The organism is Streptomyces sp. CB02414 (assembly GCF_001905385.1).
Lineage (GTDB): Bacteria > Actinomycetota > Actinomycetes > Streptomycetales > Streptomycetaceae > Streptomyces.
In genome coordinates, this window is sequence record NZ_LIPF01000010.1 from 290,935 (window position 1) to 310,225 (window position 19,291).

Sequence of the window (19,291 nt, forward strand, 5' to 3'; positions counted from 1 at the left end):
GCTTCTTCCGAGGGTGACCGACCGTCGGGTATGTGCGTGGGGCTACCATTTCTGTCGCCATGCAGACGAATCCCACCCACACCAGTCTCGTCGCCGTCGGTGACTCCTTCACCGAGGGCATGTCGGACCTGCTCCCGGACGGCTCCTACCGGGGCTGGGCCGACCTCCTCGCCGCACGGATGGCGGCCCGCTCCCCCGGCTTCCGGTACGCGAACCTCGCCGTGCGCGGCAAGCTCATCGGGCAGATCGTCGACGAGCAGGTCGATGTGGCGGCGGCCATGGGGGCCGACGTGATCACCCTGGTCGGCGGCCTCAACGACACCCTGCGGCCCAAGTGCGACATGGCCCGGGTGCGGGATCTGCTGACGCAGGCCGTGGAACGGCTCGCACCGAACTGCAAGCAGCTGGTGCTGATGCGCAGCCCGGGCCGCCAGGGCCCGGTGCTGGAGCGGTTCCGGCCACGCATGGAGGCGCTCTTCGCGATCATCGACGACCTGTCCGCGCGCCACGGCGCCGTGGTCGTCGACCTGTACGGCGCCCAGTCGCTGGCCGACCCGCGCCTGTGGGACGTGGACCGGCTGCACCTGACCGCCGAGGGGCACCGCCGCGTCGCGGAGGCCGTGTGGCAGTCGCTCGGCTACGAGCCCGAGGACCCCGACTGGCACGCGCCGGTCCCGCCGACGCCGCCGCCCGGCTGGGTCATGCGCCGGACCGCGGACGCCCGGTTCGCCCGGCAGTACCTGCTGCCCTGGATCGGCCGCAGACTGACCGGCCGCTCGTCCGGTGACGGGCGGCCGGCGAAGCGTCCCGAGCTGCTGCCGTACGAGGACCTGACGCCGTGATCGTCCAGGTCACAGCGGTCTCGTAGGTTCCGACGAGGAACCCCGTGGCGCCGGCCTGCAGGAATCGCCAGTAAACTTTCGCTACGTGACTTCCGCTCCCGCCAAGCCCCGCATCCCGAACGTCCTCGCCGGACGCTACGCCTCCGCCGAGCTCGCCACGCTCTGGTCGCCCGAGCAGAAGGTGAGGCTGGAGCGGCAGCTCTGGCTCGCCGTGCTGCGGGCCCAGAAGGACCTCGGCATCGAGGTGCCCGACGCCGCCATCGCCGACTACGAGCGCGTCCTCGACCAGGTCGACCTGGCCTCCATCGCCGAGCGCGAGAAGGTCACGCGGCACGACGTGAAGGCGCGGATCGAGGAGTTCAACGACCTCGCCGGGCACGAGCACGTGCACAAGGGCATGACCTCCCGGGACCTGACGGAGAACGTCGAGCAGCTCCAGGTCCGGCTGTCGCTGGAGCTGATCCGCGACCGCTCGGTGGCCGTCCTGGCCCGCCTCGGCAAGCTGGCCGGCGAGTACGCCGAGCTGGTCATGGCCGGCCGCTCCCACAACGTCGCCGCGCAGGCCACGACGCTGGGCAAGCGGTTCGCCACCGCCGCCGACGAGCTGCTGGTCGCGTACGGCCGGGTGGAGGAGCTGCTGGGCCGCTACCCGCTGCGCGGCATCAAGGGCCCGGTCGGCACCGCTCAGGACATGCTGGACCTGCTCGGCGGGGACGCGGACAAGCTCGCGGAGCTGGAGCGGCGGATCGCCGGTCACCTGGGCTTCTCCGAGGCGTTCACCTCGGTGGGCCAGGTCTACCCGCGCTCCCTGGACTACGAGGTCGTCACCGCGCTGGTGCAGCTCGCGGCGGCGCCGTCGTCGCTGGCGAAGACGGTCCGGCTGATGGCCGGGCACGAGCTGGTCACCGAGGGCTTCAAGCCCGGCCAGGTCGGCTCCTCGGCGATGCCGCACAAGATGAACACCCGCTCCTGCGAGCGCGTCAACGGCCTGATGGTGATCCTGCGCGGCTACGCGTCGATGACCGGCGAGCTGGCGGGCGACCAGTGGAACGAGGGTGACGTGTCCTGCTCGGTGGTGCGCCGGGTGGCGCTCCCCGACGCGTTCTTCGCCCTGGACGGGCTGCTGGAGACGTTCCTGACGGTGCTCGACGAGTTCGGTGCCTTCCCGGCCGTCGTGGCCCGGGAGCTGGACCGCTACCTGCCGTTCCTGGCCACCACCAAGGTGCTGATGGGCGCGGTGCGGGCCGGGGTGGGCCGCGAGGTCGCCCACGAGGCGATCAAGGAGAACGCCGTCGCCTCCGCGCTGGCGATGCGCGAGCAGGGCGCCGAGCGCAACGAACTGCTCGACAAGCTGGCCGCCGACGAGCGCATCCCGCTGGACCGGGCCGGACTGGAGGCCCTGATGGCCGACAAGCTGTCCTTCACGGGCGCGGCGGCCGCCCAGGCCGGCGTCGTCGTCGGCCGGATCGAGGAGATCGTCAAGCAGCGCCCGGACGCCGCGGGATACACCCCCGGAGCGATCCTCTGACGCGCTTCACCCCGGCGGAGCTGGAGGCCGCCCGCGACCGTCTCGTCCCGGACGTCGTCGCGGACGGCCTGCGCGTGCTGTTCTGCGGCATCAACCCCGGTCTGATGACGGCGGCGACCGGCCACCACTTCGCCCGCCCGGGCAACCGCTTCTGGCCGGTGCTGCATCTGTCCGGGTTCACCCCGCGGCTGCTGAAGCCGTCGGAGCAGGGGGAACTGCCGTCGTACGGGCTCGGGATCACGAACGTCGTCCAGCGGGCCAGCGCGCGGGCGGACGAGCTGACCGCCGAGGAGTACCGGGAGGGCGGCCGGCTGCTGGCGCTGAAGGTGACGCGGCTGCGGCCGCGTTGGCTGGCCGTCGTCGGTGTCACCGCGTACCGCGCGGCGTTCGACGACCGGAAGGCGCGGGTCGGCCCCCAGGAGCGGACGATCGGGGACACGCGGATCTGGGTACTGCCCAATCCCAGCGGTCTCAACGCGCACTGGACGGCGCAGACCATGGCGGAGGAGTTCGCACGGCTGCGGGCCGCGGCGGACACGGAGGAGTAGTCCGGGTTCACGGGGGCGCCTCCTGTGTGACGACGGCCAGCAACTGCACCTCGTCGGTCTCGTCCAGGTCGGCGACGGCGACCGCTACCCAGCGGCCGGTCCCCTCGGCCTCCCACAGGTGTGCCAGGCGCGCACGGGCGCTGAGGGCGGCCCACGGCTCGGGTATCTCCTCCCGCTCGGTCCGCAGGAGGACCGTCTGCAGGTTCCAGGGCTCCGGCTCCCCCCAGCGGGTGGCGAAGCGCTCGTGGAGGGCATCGCGGCACTTCTCGTACTGCTCCTCGGTCGCCGCCCGCTCCCCTTGATCGCCGTCGCGCAGGCCGTGGCTGCTCTCCAGCACCGCCACGAAGTGGCCGTGCTCCGCCGGGAAGGGGCGGAAGCACAGCTCGTCGATGAGGGCGATGTGCCGCGCGATGTCCATGCCGTCCAGTAAACCGGCCGCCACTGACAATTGGCGGGGCGTCAGGCGTCCCGGCCGCGCAGCCGCCAGGCGCCGGCGATCAGGGCGGCCCCCGCCCAGACCGCTGTCACGGCGAGCCCCGCCCAGGGCCCCAGAATCCCGTCGTGCGTCTGGTGGATGACCACCTGTCCGGCCTGGTCCGGCAGGAACTCCGTGGCGCCGCCCGCCGCGTCGCCGATCACGAAGGCGATGATGAGGATGAACGGGATCAGGGTGGACAGGGTGGCCACACCACTGCGGAAGAGGGCGGTCAGGCCCGCCGCGAGCAGGGCCATCAGCATGAAGTAGATCCCGCATCCCACGACACCGCGCACCTGCTCGCCCGCGCTGAGCCCGTCCGCGGCCGCGCCGAGGCCCGCCCTGGCGGCGACGAGCGCGGCGAACGAGGTGAGCAGCCCGACCACGAGGGCCGGTACGGCGACGACGACCAGCTTCGCCGCGAACCACCGCCCGCGCTGCGGAACGGCGGCCAGGGACAGGCGGATTCCGTTGCCCTGGTACTCGGCCGACACGACCGTGGCGCCGAACGCGATGGCCGCGATCTGACCGGGCATGACGCCGGAGAGGGCCATGAACAGCGGGTCGAAGTCCGGGTCCGAGGTGTCGGAGACCCCCGCCAGCGCGGAGAAGGCGGTGGTGCAGACGAACACGGCCAGCAGTGTGCCGCACAGCGAGCGCAGGGTGAGCACCTTGAGCGCCTCGGAGCGGAGTACGGGTGCGAAGTGCATGGTCAGGCCTCCTGGGGCTGTGCGGTGAACTCGGCCTCGGTGGCCGTCAGGTCGAGGTAGGCCTGTTCCAAGGTGCCTTCCGTCGAGCTCAGTTCGAGGATCGGGACGCCGGCACCGGACACGGCACGGCCGATGTCGTCCACGCGTGCGTGCGGCACGGTCCAGTACCCGTCGTGGTGTTCCACCGCCTCGTGCCCGTGCCGGGCGAGAGCGGCCTTGAGCGCGGTGGGGTCCGAGGTCCGGACGCGGACACTGGGCTGCACGCGCGCGTCGATGAACTCCCGCATCGGGGTGTCGGCGAGCAGCCGGCCCCGGCCGAGGACGACCAGGTGGTCGGCGAAGGACGCGGTCTCGTTCATCAGGTGGCTGGAGACCAGGACGGTGCGTCCGTCGGCCGCGAGCCGGCCCAGCAGTCCGCGGATCCAGATGATGCCCTCGGGGTCCAGTCCGTTGGAGGGCTCATCCAGCATCACCACCTCCGGGTCGCCCAGCAGTGCGGCGGCGATGCCGAGCCGCTGGCGCATCCCCAGGGAGTACGTCCTCACCCGGCGGCGCGCCACCGACGCGATGCCGGTCTCCTCCAGGACCTCGTCGACCCGGCGTGCGGGAAGACGGTTGCTCGCCGCCAGGACGCGCAGGTGGTCCCGGCCGGTGCGGGAGCCGTGGGCGGCGTCCGCGTCGAGCAGGGCGCCCACGTGCCGCAGCGGCTCGTCGAGGGTGGCGTAGGGGCGTCCGCCGACGGTCGCGGTGCCGGAGGTCGGCCGGTCGAGGCCGAGGACCAGGCGCATGGTGGTGGACTTCCCGGCGCCGTTGGGGCCGAGGAAGCCGGTGACGCGGCCGGGGCGGACGGTGAAGGTGAGGTCGTCGACGGCTCGTCGGGTGCCGTACTCCTTGGTGAGGTTCTGGACGTCGATGCTGGTCATGGCATCAGCGTGCCGGTCCGTACGGGGGCGGGTCCTCCCCCGCCGGTGGAGATCGTCTCCCCCGTGCGGGGGAGCCGGGTGTCAGTGGCGGCTGGCACGATGTGCGAATGGTCCGCTTCCTGCGCCCGCTGTTCCGGGGGGCTACTTACACACGGCTCGTGTACCTGTGGGTGCCGATGCTGATCGTGAGCGTGTGGGCGCTCATCGACGACACCAACATGTGGGTGCCGGCGGCCCTGCTGCTCCCGGTCGGTCTCATTCCGGCGGTGCGGACCGGCGAGGGGGTGCAGGCGCGGTGGCTCCTCACGCCGGGTCAGGGGGACGGCGGCTTCTCGGTGGCCCCGTCGGCGACCTGGCGGGACCGCCTGCGCACGGTGGTGTGGCTGCAAGGCCGCCTCGTCCTCGGACTGCTGACCGCGGGTGTCTGCGTCTGGCTGCCGATCCTCTCCGTCGAACTGGTCCGGCACGCCGCCGGGCACCGGGTCGATGACATCCCGGTGCTGCGGGACACCGCGCCGCACTGGGCGTACGCCCTCCTCGCGCCACTCCCCCTCCTCGGCCTGTACGGCGCCGTCGTGGGCCTCGGCCTCCTGGCGACGGCGGGGGCCCGCGCGCTGCTCGGCCCGTCCGCCGCCGAGCGGCTCACCGCCCTGGAGGAGCGCACCGAACAGCTCCTGGAACGCAACCGCATCGCCCGTGAGCTGCACGACTCCATCGGCCACGCGCTGACCGTCGCCGTCATCCAGGCGGGGGCCGCCCGCGCGGCGAACAGCCCCGAGTTCACCGACCGCGCGCTGACCGCGATCGAGGAGACCGGCCGGGCCGCGCTGGAGGATCTGGAACGGGTGCTCGGCGTCCTGCGGGAGGCGGAGCGGCCCGTGAGCGCCCGGCCGACGCTCGCGGACGCCGACCGCCTCCTGGAGTCCGCCCGGGCCTCCGGGGCCAAGGTCGACGCCGAGGTCACCGGTCCGCTGGAGTCCCTGCCGGGTCCGGTGTCGCGCGAGGGATACCGCATCCTCCAGGAGGCGCTGACCAATGTGCTGCGGCATGCGGGCACCGTGCCCACCCGGGTGCGGGTCGATGTCAGCGACGGCGCGCTCACCCTTCAGGTGTGCAATCCGCTGCCGGACGGGAGGGCCGCGCCCGGTCGTGGCAGCGGGCTGCGCGGGATACGCGAGCGGGCCGCGCTGCTGGGCGGGCGGGCGCACACGGGCCCCGGCGACGCCGGTGACTGGGAGGTGCGGGTCGAGCTGCCGCCGGGCTGATCTACGCTGGGCGGATGCCGGTCAGAGTGCTCCTCGTGGACGACGAACCCCTGGTACGCGCGGGTCTGCGGGCGGTGCTGGAGGCGCAGCCGGACATCGAGGTGGTCGGGGAGGCAGCCGACGGGGCGGCGGTGATTCCGCTGGTGCGTCAGGTGCGGCCGGACGTGGTTGCCATGGACGTCCGGATGCCGCTGCTGGACGGGATCGAGGCCACGCGGGCGCTGCTGCGGACGATGACCGATCCGCCGAAGATCCTCGTGGTGACGACCTTCGAGAACGACGAGTACGTGTACGAGGCGCTGCGCGCGGGCGCGAACGGGTTCCTGCTGAAGCGGGCCCGCCCGGCCGAGATCGTGCACGCGGTGCGGCTGATCGCGGACGGCGAGTCCCTGCTGTTTCCGGCGTCGGTGCGGCAACTGGCCGCCGAGTACGGCGACGGCGGCGGCAACCGCGCGGCCCGCGCGCTGCTGGAGCGGGCGCAGCTGACCGAGCGGGAGGGCGACGTGCTGCGGCTGATGGCGCGCGGGCTGTCGAACGCGGAGATCGCCGCCCGGCTGGTGGTCGGCACGGAGACGGTGAAGTCGCACGTGAGCGCGGTGCTGGGGAAGCTGGGGGCACGGGACCGCACGCAGGCGGTGATCACGGCTTACGAGTCGGGGTTCGTGGCACCCGGCTGAGGCGCCGGTGCCGCAAGGGCGGGGGCGGACCGGCACTCGCCGGGGCGGAGCGGGCCGAGTACGATCCGCCCAACACGCGCACGAGCTGGGAGGACGGAGTTGGGCGGGCTGACCGGTGGGGACCCGTCGCTGCTGCGGAGGATCAACTCCGCTGTGGTGCTGCACGCGTTGCGGGCCACGGACTGCGCGACGCTGACCGAGATCACTCGGGTGACGGGACTGTCCCGGCCCACCGTCGAGGGCGTCGTCGAGGGGCTGATCGAGGCGGGTCTGGTCGTGGAGGCGGCCGCCGACGAGCGTACGACCCGCAGGCAGGGGCGGCCCGCGCGGCGGTTCCGGTTCCGGGCGGAGGCCGGGCACCTGCTGGGCCTGGAGATCGGTCCGCACCGCGTGGCCGCGCTCCTGTCCGACCTGGACGGCCGGGTGATCGGTGCCCAGGCCAAGGACGTCGACGTGAGCGCGCCGGCCGACGAGCGGCTGGAGCGGGTGCGCACCGCGGTCGCCGAGCTGCTGCGCCGGGCCGGGGTGGCGCGTGGCTCGCTGCGGGCCGTGGGTGCCGCCTCGCCGGGGATCGTGGAGGCGGACGGCACGGTGCGGCTGTGCACCGCGCTGCCCGAGTGGACGGGGCTGCGCCTGGGCGAGCGGCTGAACCGTTCCTTCAAGTGTCCGGTGCTGGTGGAGAACGACGCGAACGCGGCGGCGGTCGCCGAGCACTGGAAGGGCGCCGCCACCGAGTCCGACGACATCGTGTTCGTGCTGGCCGGGCTGAGCCCCGGGGCCGGGTCACTGATCGGCGGGCGGCTGCACCGGGGGTACGGCGGGGCGGCGGGCGAGACCGGCGCGCTGCACCTGCTGGGCCGGGACGTGACTCCGGAGACCCTGCTGTCCACCACGGACGAGCCGCTTCATCCGCTGGACGAGCAGGCGGTCGCCAAGGTGTTCGCCGAGGCCCGGCAGGGCGACCAGCGGGCCCGCGCGGCCGTCGAGCGGTACATCCACCGGCTGGTGCACGACGTGGCGGCGATGGTGCTGGCCCTCGATCCCGAGCTGGTCGTCATCGGAGGCTGGGCGGCCGGGCTGGACGACGTGCTGGAACCGTTGCGGCGCGAGCTGGCCCGTTACTGCCTGCGTCCGCCGAAGGTCGCGCTGTCCCTCCTCGGTGAGGCCGCCGTGGCGACGGGCGCGCTGCGCCTCGCCCTCGATCACGTCGAGGAGCAGCTGTTCGCCGTGGAGGGCGCCACGGCGCGCCGCTGAGCCGCGGGGCTCCGGGCCGGCAGGCTCAGGAGGCCCGGGTCTGGGGGCCGTGGTGGATCTCCACGTCGCCGGAGTCCCCGAAGGTCAGCCGGCAGGTGTCGGCGCGGTAGGTGGCGACGGAGAGCGCGGCGGTGCGGCCCTCGGCGAGGTAGCGGGTGGTGACGACGAGGACGGGCGCTCCCGGAAGGCGGTCCAGTTCCTTCGCGTCCTCGGCGCCGGCCGATCCCAGCTCCACGGCGCTGTCCCGGCGCTCCAGTTCGCCGCGCTGCAGTTCGCGCAGGACGGCACGGGCGCGTGCGGCCGCGGAGGGCGCGTCGATGGCGGTGAGGTCGGGCACCGAGGACGGCGGGACGTAGAGCAGCTCGGCGGCGACGGGCTGGCCGTGCGTCACGCGGGAGCGGCGGACGGTGTGCACGGGCTCGTCGCGGGCGGTGCCCAGGGCTTCGGCGACCGCGGCGGGCGGCGTCGCGAGCTCGCAGCCGGTGGCCTCCCAGGCGTCGTCGGCCGTTCCCGGCCAGGCGTGCTGTGCGGTGCCGACGGCCACGCCGACGCGCGGCGGGGCGACGGTGGTGCCGACGCCCCGGCGGCGCTGGAGGCGGCCTTCCAGTTCGAGCTGCTCAAGCGCCTGGCGGAGCGTGGCGCGGGCGACGCCGAAGCGGGCGGCGAGGTCCCGCTCGTTGGGGAGGATCTCGCCCACCGAGAACTCCGAGTCCAGGGCCTCGCTCAGTACGGTCCTGAGGTGCCAGTACTTCGGTTCCGGCACCGATTCCAACTGCGTGGTCCCCACCCTGTCCTCCGCAATCGCCGTGGTCCGGCGGCGTTTTGACGCCCTTGTTTATTAAAGGTTGTTGCAGTTCTCTGCGACGATAAGGCGGCCCACCCCCTTGGTCAAGACCAATCCGGCGACCGGACGGCGAAAGCCCCCGTCGCGGGACGGGGGCTTTCGGGGGTCGCGGCCGGTCGGCGGGGCGCCGCGGCGCGGCTAGCCGAGGTCGGCCAGGTGACGCAGTTTGTCGGGGTTGCGGACGATGTAGACCGACTGGACCCGTCCGTCGACGACGTCGAGCTGGAAGACGGAGTCCGGCTTGCCCCCCGACAGGACGAGCAGGGCCGGTCCGCCGTTGAGCTCCTGGAAGCGGAAGGAGACGTCCGGGATGCCCTTCCGCGCGACGCCGTGCAGGAAGCGGCCCACCTTGTCGGCGCTCTCCAGCACCCGCAGCGGCGCCTTGGACTTGCCGCCGCTGTCACCGATCAGCCGGACGTCCGGTGCGAGCAGGGCCATCAGGCCGTCCAGGTCACCGTCGGTCGCGGCGGCGAGGAAGCGTTCGGTCAGGTCACGGCGCTGGGCCGGGTCGACGTCGTAGCGCGGCCGGCGCTCCTCGACGTGCTTGCGGGCACGCCCGGCGAGCTGGCGCACCGCGGCCTCCCCGCGTTCCAGCATGGCGGCGATGTCGGCGTAGGGGTAGCCGAACGCCTCCCGCAGGACGAACACCGCCCGTTCCAGCGGGGACAGCGATTCCAGCACCACGAGGACGGCGAAGGACACCGAGTCGGCGAGGACGGCGCGCTCGGCGGTGTCCGGCACGGTCCGGCCGAAGTCCGTGGCACAGGGCTCGGGAAGCCACGGTCCGACGTACGTCTCGCCCCGCGACTTGATCTGGCGCAGCCGGTCGATGGCCAGGCGGGTGGTGGTCCGCACCAGGTAGCCGCGCGGCTCGCGGACGGCGGAGCGGTCGGCGCCGGACCAGCGCAGCCAGGACTCCTGGACCACGTCCTCCGCGTCGGCGAGGCGGCCCAGCATGCGGTAGGCGACGCCCAGGAGGACGGGGCGGTGCTCTTCGAAGATGTCGGTCGCGGTTTCGGTGGTCACCGTTCCATCCCAGCGGACGCGTTCGGCCGTGTCCAGGCGACGTCGCCCACACCGGCGGCCAGGGGGCTACCCGTCGGTAGCTCTTGCTGACAGGCTGTCTACGCAATGCCGTCATCGTTCATGTGTTCCCGACAAGGAGCCCCATGTCCGCAACGCTCTCCTTCACCGTCCCCACCGAGTACGGCCCCCAGGACATCACCCTTTCCTACGCGCGCGTCGGCGCCGGTGAACCGCTGCTCCTGCTGCACGGGATAGGTCACCACCGGCAGGCCTGGGACCCGGTGGTCGACATCCTGGCGACCGAGCGGGAGGTGATAGCCGTGGACCTGCCCGGGTTCGGGCAGTCGTCCGCGCTGCCGCCGTCACTGCCGCACGACCTGCCGACGACCAACGCGGTGCTCGCCGCCTTCTGCGCCGCGCTGGGGCTGGACCGGCCGCACGTGGCGGGCAACTCCCTGGGGGGCCTGCTGGCCCTGGAGATGGGCCGGGAAGGACTGGCGCGGTCGGTGACGGCTCTGTCCCCGGCCGGTTTCTGGAACCAGGCCGAGCGGCGCTACGCCTTCGGGGTGCTGCTGGGGATGCGCCGGACCGCCCGGAGCCTGCCCCTCCCCCTGGTCGAGCGCATGTCCCGCACGGCGCTCGGCCGTACCGCGCTCACCAGCACGATCTACGCCCGTCCCGGCCGCCGCTCCCCCGAGGCGGTGGTCGCCGAGACGCTGGCGCTCGCGCACGCCGAGGGCTTCACCGAGACCCTGCGGGCCGGACGGACCGTGCGGTTCACCGACGACGTCCCCGGCATCCCGGTCACCGTGGCGTGGGGCAGCCGCGACCGGCTGCTCGTGCCCCGGCAGGGCGTCCGCGCCAAGCGCGTCGTCCCGCGGGCCCGGCTCGTGCGCCTACCCGGGTGCGGCCACGTCCCGATGAACGACGACCCGGCGCTGGTCGCCCGCGTCGTCCTCGACGGCAGCCGCGCTCAGTCGGCGAGCGCCTCGAGCACCTCCTTCAGCACGGTCGCGTTGTAGGGCATGCTCACGTGCGGCGTGTGGTCGTCCGGGTCGATGTCCTGGAGGACGACGTTCTTGACGTAGCGCCCCTCGGTCTCCGCCAGGGCGCACGAGGTGTACGGGGTGACCACGTCGTCGTAGCGGGTGGCGATGACGGTGTGCCGCACGCCCTCCGTCGTCTCGCCGAGTTCGGCCAGCTCGCGCTGGAAGGGGTGGTCGTGCTGGAGCTGCGGCCAGGCCGGCACGACCTCCCCGACGGGGCCCTGTTCGACCAGTTCCACCGCTCCGGGGATCTGCCGGGCGAGGTTCATCAGGCCCTGGGCCGTGACGCCGTGGTTGCTGGGCGAGATGCCGACGAAGTTGTGCACCTTGGGCCCTCCGCCGAGGGCGTTGAGGTAGTAGCGCGGCATCATGCCGCCCTGTGAGAAGCCGACCAGGTCGACCTGCTGGGCTCCCGTGCGCCGCAGCACCTCGTCGACGAAGTCCGCGAGCTGCCGGGCCGAGTGCTTGATGTCGCCGAGGCCGAAGATCACGGGGTTGCCGTGCTGGCCGTAGTCGAGCCGGAAGACCCGGTGGCCGTGCTGCCGCAGCAGGGGCGTGGCCGTGTTCCAGGTGTAGCCGCGGTTGCCGAAGGTGCCGTGGACGAGCACCACGGGACGCGGATGCTCCTCGGTGGGCGGGAGGTTCCAGTCGTCCTCTCCCGCCTGTACGTCGACGGTGGCGATGACCTGCGCTCCGCCGGCCTGGGCGACCGCGCCCAGGCGGTGCGGCGCCTCGGTGATGTCGGTGACGACGTCGTCCGAGGTGACGCCGGGGAGGCGGGGGTTGAGGAAGCTCATGGTGTTCTCCCGGATGCTCACGGTGAGGGAGCGGCCGGCTCCCGGGCCGGTTCGGTGGGGCAGCTTCTGAAGGCGAGTACGGCGTTGTGGCCGCCGAAGCCGAAGGAATGGCTCAGGGCGAGGCCGACGGGCTGCGCCCGGCTGGTGCCGGTGACGGCGTTGATCTCGGCGTCTCCTTCCTGTTTCTCGAGGTTGGCCACGGGAGGCACCCGGCCATGGGCCACGGACAGGACGGTGATCGCCGCTTCGACCGCCCCGGCCGCGCCGAGCAGGTGGCCCAGGGTGCCCTTGACCGAGGTCACCGAGGGCTGGTGAGGGAAGAGGCGACGGATCAGACGGGCCTCGGCGGCGTCGTTGAGCGGCGTGCTGGTGCCGTGTGCGTTGATGTGCTGCACGTCCGCGGGGCGGGCGCCGGCGTCGTCGAGGGCCCGCCGCACGGCGAGGGCGGCGCCCTTGCCCTCGGGGTCGGGTGCCACGGGGTGGTGGGCGTCGGACGATGCCCCGTAGCCCGCCAGCAGGGCGTAGCCGGGGCGTCCGCGAGCCCTGGCCGCACTCGCCGGCTCCAGGACCAGGGCCGCACCGCCCTCCGCCATGACGAAGCCGTCCCGGGCGGTGTCGAAGGGCCGGGAGGCGGCCGGCGGGTCGTCGCCGCGCCGGGACAGCGCGCCCATCCGGTCGAAGCCGGTGACCCAGAAGGGCTGTACGACCGCGTCGGAGGCGCCCGCGACGGCGATGTCGCAGGCCCCGGAGCGCAGGAGTTGCAGGGCGGTGCCGATGGCGGTGGCGCCGGAGGCGCAGGCGGTGACCGTGCACAGCGCCGGACCCCGGGCCCGCAGGTGGATGGTGAGCTGTCCGGTGGCCATGTTGGGCAGGAACATCGGCAGCAGCAGCGGTGAGACGCGCGCCGTGCCCACTTCGAGCAGTTTGCGGTGCTGTTCCAGCATGGTGCCGGTGCCGCCGGCCGAGCTGCCGAAGACCACTGCGACGCGGTCCGCGTCCCAGTCGGCCGGGTCCAGACCGGCGTCACGGACCGCTTCCAGGGCGGCGTAGAGGGCGAACTGGGTGAAGCGGTCGTACTGCCAGGGGCGTGAGCCGGGGACGTGACCGCGGGGGGAGAAGTCCGGTACGAGGCAGGCGAAGTCGACCGGGAGGCCCTTGAGTTCGGGGACGTGCCGGGCGGTGGGGCGGCCCGCGCACACGCCGTCCCAGGTGGCCTCACGACCGGTGCCGGCCGGAGTGACCAGGCCGATCCCGGTGACAGCGACGTCGGGACGGGCGCCGGTCACGACTTGACGGCCTCGACCATGAGGTCGGCCACGCCGGCCAGGGTGAGGTCCGGGTCGGCCTCGCCGTCCTGTACTTCGATGCCGAGCTCCTCGGTGAGCACGACGAAGAGCTCCACCACGGCCAGCGAGTCGAGGTCCAGCTGCTCGAAGGTCGCGGTGGGGACGACGGCCTCGGGGGGCACTTCGAACTTGTTGCTGAGAACCGAGGCGAGCAGGTCGTAGGCGCGGCTGTGGGGTGTGGTGTCGGTGGTCATGTCGGGGGGTGTCCTTTCCAGTCCGACGGGCGGTACCCCGGGGGTGGTGGGGTCCCGTGTGGTGGGGTTTCGTGGCGGCGGGTCGGCGGTCAGCCGAGCGCGGCCGGTGCCTCCAGCTCCTCCTTGACGTCCTTGAGCAGGGCCATCGCGTCCCTGCCGTTGACCACCCGGTGGTCGTAGACCAGGCCGAGGTGGACGAACCGGTGGCTGCGAGGGGTGCCCTGCGCGTCCAGGAGCACCTGGTCGTCGACGGCGCCGACGGAGATCACGCAGGTCTGGCCGGGAAAGACGATGGGGGTGGCCAGGACCATGCCCTCGGTGGTGTGCGGGGCGACCATGATGTTGGCCCCGGCGAGTTCGGCGGCCTGGAACGTGCCCCGGAACGCCTTGCTCCGAAAGCCGGTCAGCAGGTCGGCGATCCGGTCGCCGCTCAGCTCGGCGGCGTCGTGCACCACCGGGGTGTACAGGCCTCGGCCCGCGTCCATGGTGACGCCCACATGGGCCCGTTCGCTCTCGCGCACCGTGCCGTCGTCGGTGAGCGCGGCGAACATCAGGGGGTGTGCCGCGTGCCGGCGCGCCACCGCCTTGATCAGCAGGACGGGCAGGGAGACGAAACTGCCGGTGCGCTCGGACAGCTGCCGGGCCAGTTCCTCCGCCTGTCCGACGTCGACCTTGGCGTAGGCGGCCGCGGCCGGAACGGTCCGCATCGACTCGGTCACCACCGCCCCCACCGTCCGCTGCCGCTTGGACAGTTGGCGCTCGGCGGAGGCGGGTGCCGACGCGGCCTGCCGCACCAGGGCCTCGACATCGGCGGTACGGATCACCGTGCGCCCGAGACCGCGCAGCTCGGCCTCGGACACGCCGTGGCGGTCGGCGAGCGCACGGGCCGCGTTGGTGATGCTCAGCTCCGCGCCGGGGGGTGCGGATGTCGCCGCCGGGGTGGCGGCCGACGCCCGGTAGGAGTCGCGTTCCTCGGCCGACTCGAAGAGGTAGGCGATGGTCTGCCCCGGCCGGCAGTCCTGGCCGCCGCCGACGAGGACGTGCAGGATTCCGGGGCCGGTGCTCTCGATCTCCTCGCTGGCCTTGGAGGTCTCCACGAGCGCCAGCGGTTCCTCGCCCTCGATGCTGCTGCCGTCGGGGACGAGCCACTCGACCAGGGTGTAGCTGGAGTCGTTCGTGTTGAGCGTGGGCAGCTCGATGCCGATCACTTCATCGCCTCCGTGATCGCGCGGTGGATGGTGGACGGCTGGAGCAGCACGTCGTGCTCCAGGTGTGCCGCGGTCGGCACGATGCTCGACTCGGCGCTCAGCGGCAGTACCGGGCGGGCCAGCCGGCTCCACAGCTGCTCGTGGATCTGCTGTGCGAGCAGCTCGCCCCAAGTCCCGTCGGCCGCGGAGTCCTCCAGGACACAGATGCGGTCGGCACGGGACAGCACCGGGAGCAGCGGCTTGCTGTCGAAGGGGTAGAGCTGGGAGGGCACCAGCAGTTCACACGTGATCTCCTCTTCGAGGAGCAGGGTGCGCAGGGCGGTGACGGCCCGTTCGGTGAGCCCGCCCGGGGCCAGGACGATCCAGTCGGGGGGCCCGCAGTCCGGCGCGAACACCCGGGCGGTCTCGCTGGGATCGGCCAGCACCTCGTAGCGGAAGAGGTCGTCCACGACCCCGTCCTGGTACATGGCGCGGGTGTAGAGCACCTTGTCCTCGAAGAGCACACCGGGCTCCTCGCGGTCGAGCATCGCGGTCAGTACGCGCTGGTTGTCGTGGAACGGCGAGACTTCCCGCAGGTGCAGCGAGGGAATGCCGAGGAAGTGCTTCTGCAGGCTCTGGCTGTGCGTCGGGCCGTACCCCCGATTGCCGCCGGTGGGGCAGCGGACGACCATGCTCATCGGGACCCTGCGGCCGTACATCGACACGGACTTGGCGGCGAAGTTCAGCAGCGGGTCGAAGGCCAGCGCGGCGAAGTCCGAGAACATCATCTCGACCACGGACCGGTTGCCGGACAGGGCCAGGCCCGCGCCCACGCCGGCGATGCCGCCTTCGCTCAGCGGTGAGGAGAGCACCCGGTCCGGGAAGCGGTCGGAGAGCCCCCGGGTCACTTTGAACGCCCCACCGTAGGGGTCGGCGACGTCCTCGCCGATCAGATAAGTGCCGGGGTGGGCGCCCAGGAGGTGGTGCAGTGCGCTGTTGAGGTTCTCGGCCACGCGCTGGCGCCTGGTCATCGGGCCTCCCATCGGGACGCCGGACGCGCGCCGACCTCTCGTACGACGGCCGCGACGGCCTCCGCCTGTGCCTGGTCGGCGGCGGCGAACTGCGCGGGATGGTCCTGCCGGTAGCGGCGGTACCAGTCGTGCCGGGCGGCTCGCTCACGGACCTCGGCCGCGCGGGTGTCGTCCCCCTTGCTGTGCGGGCCCACCCGGTGGGTGACGCACTCGACCACGTAGGGCCGGTGCCGGTCGCGGACCTGCTCGACCACGGGGGTGAGGGCGGCGCGTACGTCGGTGACGTCCACGGAGTCGATCCGCAGGTGCCCGACGCCGAAGGCCGCCGCCCGGGCCGCGACGGTGCCGGACATCTGCCGCTCGGTCGGTGTCGACTGGGCGATCCCGTTGTGCTCCACCACGACGAGCACCGGGACCTGCCAGAGCTGCGCCATGTTGAGCGCCTCGTACACGGCGCCCTCGCCCCAGGTGCCGTCGCCGATGTGGACCACCGCGATCCGGCCCGGCTCGGCCCCTTTCAGGTGCAGGCCGACTCCCACGGCGACGGGCAGGCTCTGGCCCTGTACGCCGGTCGACAGGTAGCGGTCGCGGTAGATGTGCTGGCTGCCGCCCACGCCGTGGCAGACGGCACCGGCCCGCCCCATGATCTCCGCGAGCAGACCGTGCGGGTCGTGGAAGCGGGCCAGGTAGTGGCCGTGCCCGCGGTGGTTGCTGAAGACGTAGTCGCCCTCGTCCAGCAGCGGGTAGAGCGCGACGGGGATGTACTCCTGGCCGAGGCAGGTGTGCGTGGTGCCGTGCAGCCGGCCCTGGGAGAACAGCCCCAGCACGGCCAGTTCGAAGTGGCGGATCATCAGCAGGGTGCCGAGATCGGCGTCGGACAGACGGGACAGAGGACGGGCCACGACACCGGCTTCGGGTGCGCCGACGGGCCCGAGGTCGGCCGCGGGGGACGCGGACGTGACGTTCATGAGGTGCTCCTTACGGAAGTTCGACCACCTGGGCGCACCAGGTCAGCCCGGCGCCGAAGCCCAGGAGCAGCGCCTTGTCGCCTGGCCGTACGGTGGCCGAGGCGAGCAGCGACTCCAGAGCCAGCGGGATGGACGCCGAACTGGTGTTGCCGTCGGTGACGATGCTGCGGGCGATCGCCACGTGCGCGGGCGGACGCAGTCGGCGCACCATCGCGTCGATGAGCCGCCCGTTGCACTGGTGCGGCACGAAGGCAGCGATGTCGTCCCAGGTGAGCCCGGCCGCGTCGAGTGCGTCCCGGGCCACTTGCGGCATATGCGAACCGAACCAGCGGACCACCCGGGTGCCGTCCATGTGCATGTACGGGCGGGCGGCACCGGGTTTGGGCGGGGCGCTGGTCATCCATGGCTCACCGGGGCCGTGGGTTCCCCACACCGCCGGTCCGATCCCCGCGTGCTCCGCGGCGCTGACCACCGCGGCCCCGGCGGCATCGCCGAAGACCATGACGGTCCCGCAGTCGTCGGGGTCGGTGATGTCGCTCAGCCGCTCGGCGGCGACGACCAGGATCTGATGCGCCTGCCGTGCGGCGATGAGTCCGGAGGCCACGGTCAGCCCGTAACTGAACCCGGCGCACCCGCCGTTGACGTCGAACCCGCCGGCCCGGCCGGCTCCGATGCGGTGGGTGAGACTGGCGGCCCGGCACGATGCCCGGCCGACGCTGCTGGCGGAGGAGAACAGGACGCAGTCCAGGTCCTCGGCGAGCACTCCGGCGTGAGCCAGGGCCTTGTCCGCCGCCTGCGCGGCCATCTCGACGAAGGTGTCGTCGGGGTCGGCCCTCAGCCTGGTCCGGATTCCGGTGATCTGCTCGATATAGCCGTCCTCGTGACCGAACCTGGTGTCGAGTTCGGCGCTGGTGAGCACGCCGCCGGGGCGGTAGACGCCGATACCGGTCAGCCGTCCCGCGCCCCGGGCCATCAGTGGGCTCCGTCCGCCGCGGTGACGGCTGCCCGGCCGTTCACGTAGTCGAGGGTCCGCCGGACGGTGCGCAGGTCGTGCACCGCCTCGTCCGGGATGGGAACGCGGTAGCGCTCCTGGATCCGCTCGGCCAGTTCGATGACGGCCATCGAGTCGAACCCCAGCGATGTGAAGGGCGCGTCGGCCGGCTGCTCCGAGATCGCCCGGGCCGCTTCGGCGCCGGCGATCTCGGCCACCATCGCCGTCAGGTCTTCCAGAGTGAAAGGGGGCATGCGAAAACTCCAGCTGATGAGATGTGGTAAGGGGTGCGCGGGAGGGGAGGACCGCGCGTGGGTCACTGGGCGGGCAGCATGGCGCCACGGCTCAGAAAGGCGAGCATCCTGCGGAAGTAGTCGGAGTCGAGCACGGGCGGGGCGCGGTGCGCGGACGCCGCGGTGGGGCCGGCGGTGTCCTGCCCGGGGGCCGGGATCATCTGCCGGAGGGTCTCGCCGGCCAGCCGCAGGGTGCTGCGGGGGACCTCGTCGCCCAGGTCGCGAAGCCGCTCCAGCCAGGTGTCGAACGGAACGAGCGGAAGGTCGACACCCGCGTCCGCGAAGCCCTGGAAGTACGACCGGAAGGGCAGCGGCTCGGGATCGATCACGTGGAACACCTGTCCTCGGGCACGCCGGCTCAGGGACAGGTCGACGATGGCGCGGCTGGTGAAATCGACCGTGCCCACCGGCAGGAGACCGGGGTGGTCGGGGGCGCAGCCGGCGCGGATGCTCGCCGTCGTCAGGTGGACGAACCAGTCCGACTTCCCCACCAGGCCGGTGCGCGAGTCCGCCAGGACCACACCGGGCCGGTGCACCATCGTGGGCGATCCGCGGTCCGCGGCCTGCGCGACCAACTGCTCGGCGACCCATTTGGTGGCGCAGTAACCGGAGACACCGGTCCCGGCCTCTCGGGCCGCCGGAATCACCCCCATCGTCGAGATGTAGTGCACGGGAATTCGGCGGGTCCGGGTCGCCAGTCTCAGGATTTCCTGAGTTCCCGACACATTGCAACCGCGCAGGATCGGGTAACTCGCCAGAAGATTGACCCAAGCACCGCAGTGGTAAATGACGTCGATGCCGCGCGAGAGGCCCGAGAACTCGGCGTCGGTCAAGCCGAACCGCGGCTTCGCCAGGCTACCGGGCACGACGTCGATCCGGGACATGTGGTGCTCGGGCACATCCCGGGCGCGTAGCTGACCCGCGAGCCGCTCCCGGGCCTCAGCGGCCGACTCCGCCCTCACCAGGCAATGGATTCGAGCTTCGGTGGCATCCAGCAGGTCGGCGAGCAGGAAGCCGCCGAGGAATCCCGTGGCTCCCGTCAGCAGAATTCCCTCGGGCGGCCCTTCGGGAACATCCGTCAGAGCCGACGCATCGATTTCCGCCGGAAGTCGCAAATCGTCGGTGATCGGAAAACTGGCCATACCAACACCGCATTTCAGCACAGACGAGATTCGGTCCTGCCCTGAACACTCCCCGCACCTCACGAGGTTTACTACAGGAATCTTCCACCAGTGGGAGCGCAGGGCGCATCCTCCTGGCCGTCACCCGCACCCGCACCCCCACAACGGGTGAGTAGGGCTCATTCATTCGAACAGGCGACGGCTCCGAATGGGCGGCCGGAACGC

Annotated in this window: 21 protein-coding genes; 7 read left to right on the forward strand and 14 right to left on the reverse strand. The window is 72.4% G+C overall.

Annotated features, from left to right (window positions below; translation table 11 throughout):
* The first annotated feature begins 59 nt into the window (after positions 1-59).
* The 3 genes from AMK11_RS30625 (at position 60) to mug (ending at position 2,918) form a co-directional block, all read left to right on the forward strand.
* Positions 60-842, forward strand: coding sequence for an SGNH/GDSL hydrolase family protein (locus AMK11_RS30625; RefSeq protein WP_073731353.1), 783 nt, complete (start codon positions 60-62; stop codon positions 840-842).
* 85 nt (positions 843-927) lie between these two features.
* Positions 928-2,370 (forward strand): adenylosuccinate lyase, encoded by a 1,443-nt coding sequence (purB, locus tag AMK11_RS30630; RefSeq protein ID WP_073731354.1) that lies wholly within the window; start codon positions 928-930, stop codon positions 2,368-2,370.
* Complete coding sequence (gene mug, locus AMK11_RS30635) at positions 2,367-2,918, forward strand: G/U mismatch-specific DNA glycosylase (protein WP_073731355.1); 552 nt, start codon at positions 2,367-2,369, stop codon at positions 2,916-2,918. The genes purB and mug overlap by 4 nt, the downstream gene beginning before the upstream one ends.
* 7 nt (positions 2,919-2,925) lie before the next feature.
* Here the strand turns inward: mug and AMK11_RS30640 are convergent, their stop codons facing one another.
* Genes AMK11_RS30640 through AMK11_RS30650 form a run of 3 tightly spaced genes read right to left on the reverse strand, consistent with a single transcriptional unit; the run spans position 2,926 to position 5,026 of the window.
* The gene (locus tag AMK11_RS30640; RefSeq protein WP_073731356.1) at positions 2,926-3,336 is read right to left on the reverse strand and encodes a hypothetical protein; all 411 of its coding nucleotides are present in this window, start codon (positions 3,334-3,336) and stop codon (positions 2,926-2,928) included.
* 41 nt (positions 3,337-3,377) lie between these two features.
* Complete coding sequence (locus AMK11_RS30645; protein WP_073731357.1) at positions 3,378-4,103, reverse strand: ABC transporter permease; 726 nt, start codon at positions 4,101-4,103, stop codon at positions 3,378-3,380.
* 2 nt (positions 4,104-4,105) lie between these two features.
* Entirely contained in the window at positions 4,106-5,026 is a 921-nt protein-coding gene (locus tag AMK11_RS30650) for an ABC transporter ATP-binding protein (RefSeq protein ID WP_073731358.1), read from the reverse strand.
* A gap of 107 nt (positions 5,027-5,133) precedes the next feature.
* On the opposite strand from AMK11_RS30650, the gene AMK11_RS30655 reads away from it, so the two are divergent.
* The 3 genes from AMK11_RS30655 (at position 5,134) to AMK11_RS30665 (ending at position 8,222) form a co-directional block, all read left to right on the forward strand.
* Positions 5,134-6,291, forward strand: a complete 1,158-nt coding sequence (locus tag AMK11_RS30655; protein ID WP_073731359.1) for a sensor histidine kinase — start codon at positions 5,134-5,136, stop codon at positions 6,289-6,291.
* Between the two features lie 14 nt (positions 6,292-6,305).
* Positions 6,306-6,968, forward strand: coding sequence for a response regulator transcription factor (locus AMK11_RS30660; protein WP_073731360.1), 663 nt, complete (start codon positions 6,306-6,308; stop codon positions 6,966-6,968).
* Between the two features lie 99 nt (positions 6,969-7,067).
* A complete protein-coding gene (locus AMK11_RS30665; protein ID WP_073731361.1) occupies positions 7,068-8,222 on the forward strand; it encodes an ROK family transcriptional regulator in 1,155 nt (384 codons plus the stop codon).
* A 25-nt stretch (positions 8,223-8,247) separates the two neighbouring features.
* Here the strand turns inward: AMK11_RS30665 and AMK11_RS30670 are convergent, their stop codons facing one another.
* Positions 8,248-9,009: a GntR family transcriptional regulator gene (locus tag AMK11_RS30670; RefSeq protein WP_073731362.1), complete on the reverse strand. Its 762-nt coding sequence runs from the start codon at positions 9,007-9,009 to the stop codon at positions 8,248-8,250.
* A gap of 195 nt (positions 9,010-9,204) precedes the next feature.
* Positions 9,205-10,092 (reverse strand): RNA polymerase sigma-70 factor, encoded by an 888-nt coding sequence (locus AMK11_RS30675; protein WP_073731363.1) that lies wholly within the window; start codon positions 10,090-10,092, stop codon positions 9,205-9,207.
* Between the two features lie 143 nt (positions 10,093-10,235).
* On the opposite strand from AMK11_RS30675, the gene AMK11_RS30680 reads away from it, so the two are divergent.
* Entirely contained in the window at positions 10,236-11,114 is an 879-nt protein-coding gene (locus AMK11_RS30680; RefSeq protein ID WP_073731364.1) for an alpha/beta fold hydrolase, read from the forward strand.
* On the opposite strand, the gene AMK11_RS30685 is transcribed toward AMK11_RS30680, so the two are convergent.
* The 9 genes from AMK11_RS30685 to AMK11_RS30725 form a co-directional block, all read right to left on the reverse strand.
* Positions 11,066-11,935, reverse strand: a complete 870-nt coding sequence (locus AMK11_RS30685) for an alpha/beta fold hydrolase (protein ID WP_073731480.1) — start codon at positions 11,933-11,935, stop codon at positions 11,066-11,068. The genes AMK11_RS30680 and AMK11_RS30685 overlap by 49 nt on opposite strands.
* Positions 11,936-11,952: 17 nt before the next feature.
* Positions 11,953-13,221 carry a beta-ketoacyl-[acyl-carrier-protein] synthase family protein gene (locus AMK11_RS30690; protein WP_073731365.1) on the reverse strand — a complete coding sequence of 423 codons (1,269 nt, stop codon included), beginning with the start codon at positions 13,219-13,221 and terminating at the stop codon, positions 11,953-11,955.
* Positions 13,218-13,475 (reverse strand): acyl carrier protein, encoded by a 258-nt coding sequence (locus tag AMK11_RS30695; RefSeq protein WP_073731366.1) that lies wholly within the window; start codon positions 13,473-13,475, stop codon positions 13,218-13,220. Before AMK11_RS30695 ends, AMK11_RS30690 begins: the two co-directional genes overlap by 4 nt.
* 89 nt (positions 13,476-13,564) lie before the next feature.
* Positions 13,565-14,683, reverse strand: coding sequence for a 2-oxo acid dehydrogenase subunit E2 (locus AMK11_RS30700; protein WP_073731367.1), 1,119 nt, complete (start codon positions 14,681-14,683; stop codon positions 13,565-13,567).
* Positions 14,680-15,693 carry an alpha-ketoacid dehydrogenase subunit beta gene (locus AMK11_RS30705; RefSeq protein ID WP_073731368.1) on the reverse strand — a complete coding sequence of 338 codons (1,014 nt, stop codon included), beginning with the start codon at positions 15,691-15,693 and terminating at the stop codon, positions 14,680-14,682. The genes AMK11_RS30700 and AMK11_RS30705 overlap by 4 nt, the downstream gene beginning before the upstream one ends.
* Entirely contained in the window at positions 15,690-16,661 is a 972-nt protein-coding gene (locus AMK11_RS30710; protein WP_073731369.1) for a thiamine pyrophosphate-dependent dehydrogenase E1 component subunit alpha, read from the reverse strand. Before AMK11_RS30710 ends, AMK11_RS30705 begins: the two co-directional genes overlap by 4 nt.
* A gap of 10 nt (positions 16,662-16,671) precedes the next feature.
* Positions 16,672-17,634, reverse strand: coding sequence for a ketoacyl-ACP synthase III (locus AMK11_RS30715; protein WP_073731370.1), 963 nt, complete (start codon positions 17,632-17,634; stop codon positions 16,672-16,674).
* Positions 17,634-17,906, reverse strand: a complete 273-nt coding sequence (locus AMK11_RS30720) for an acyl carrier protein (RefSeq protein ID WP_073731371.1) — start codon at positions 17,904-17,906, stop codon at positions 17,634-17,636. Before AMK11_RS30720 ends, AMK11_RS30715 begins: the two co-directional genes overlap by 1 nt.
* 62 nt (positions 17,907-17,968) lie before the next feature.
* Positions 17,969-19,087 (reverse strand): thioester reductase domain-containing protein, encoded by a 1,119-nt coding sequence (locus AMK11_RS30725; RefSeq protein WP_073731372.1) that lies wholly within the window; start codon positions 19,085-19,087, stop codon positions 17,969-17,971.
* Positions 19,088-19,291 lie beyond the last annotated feature (204 nt).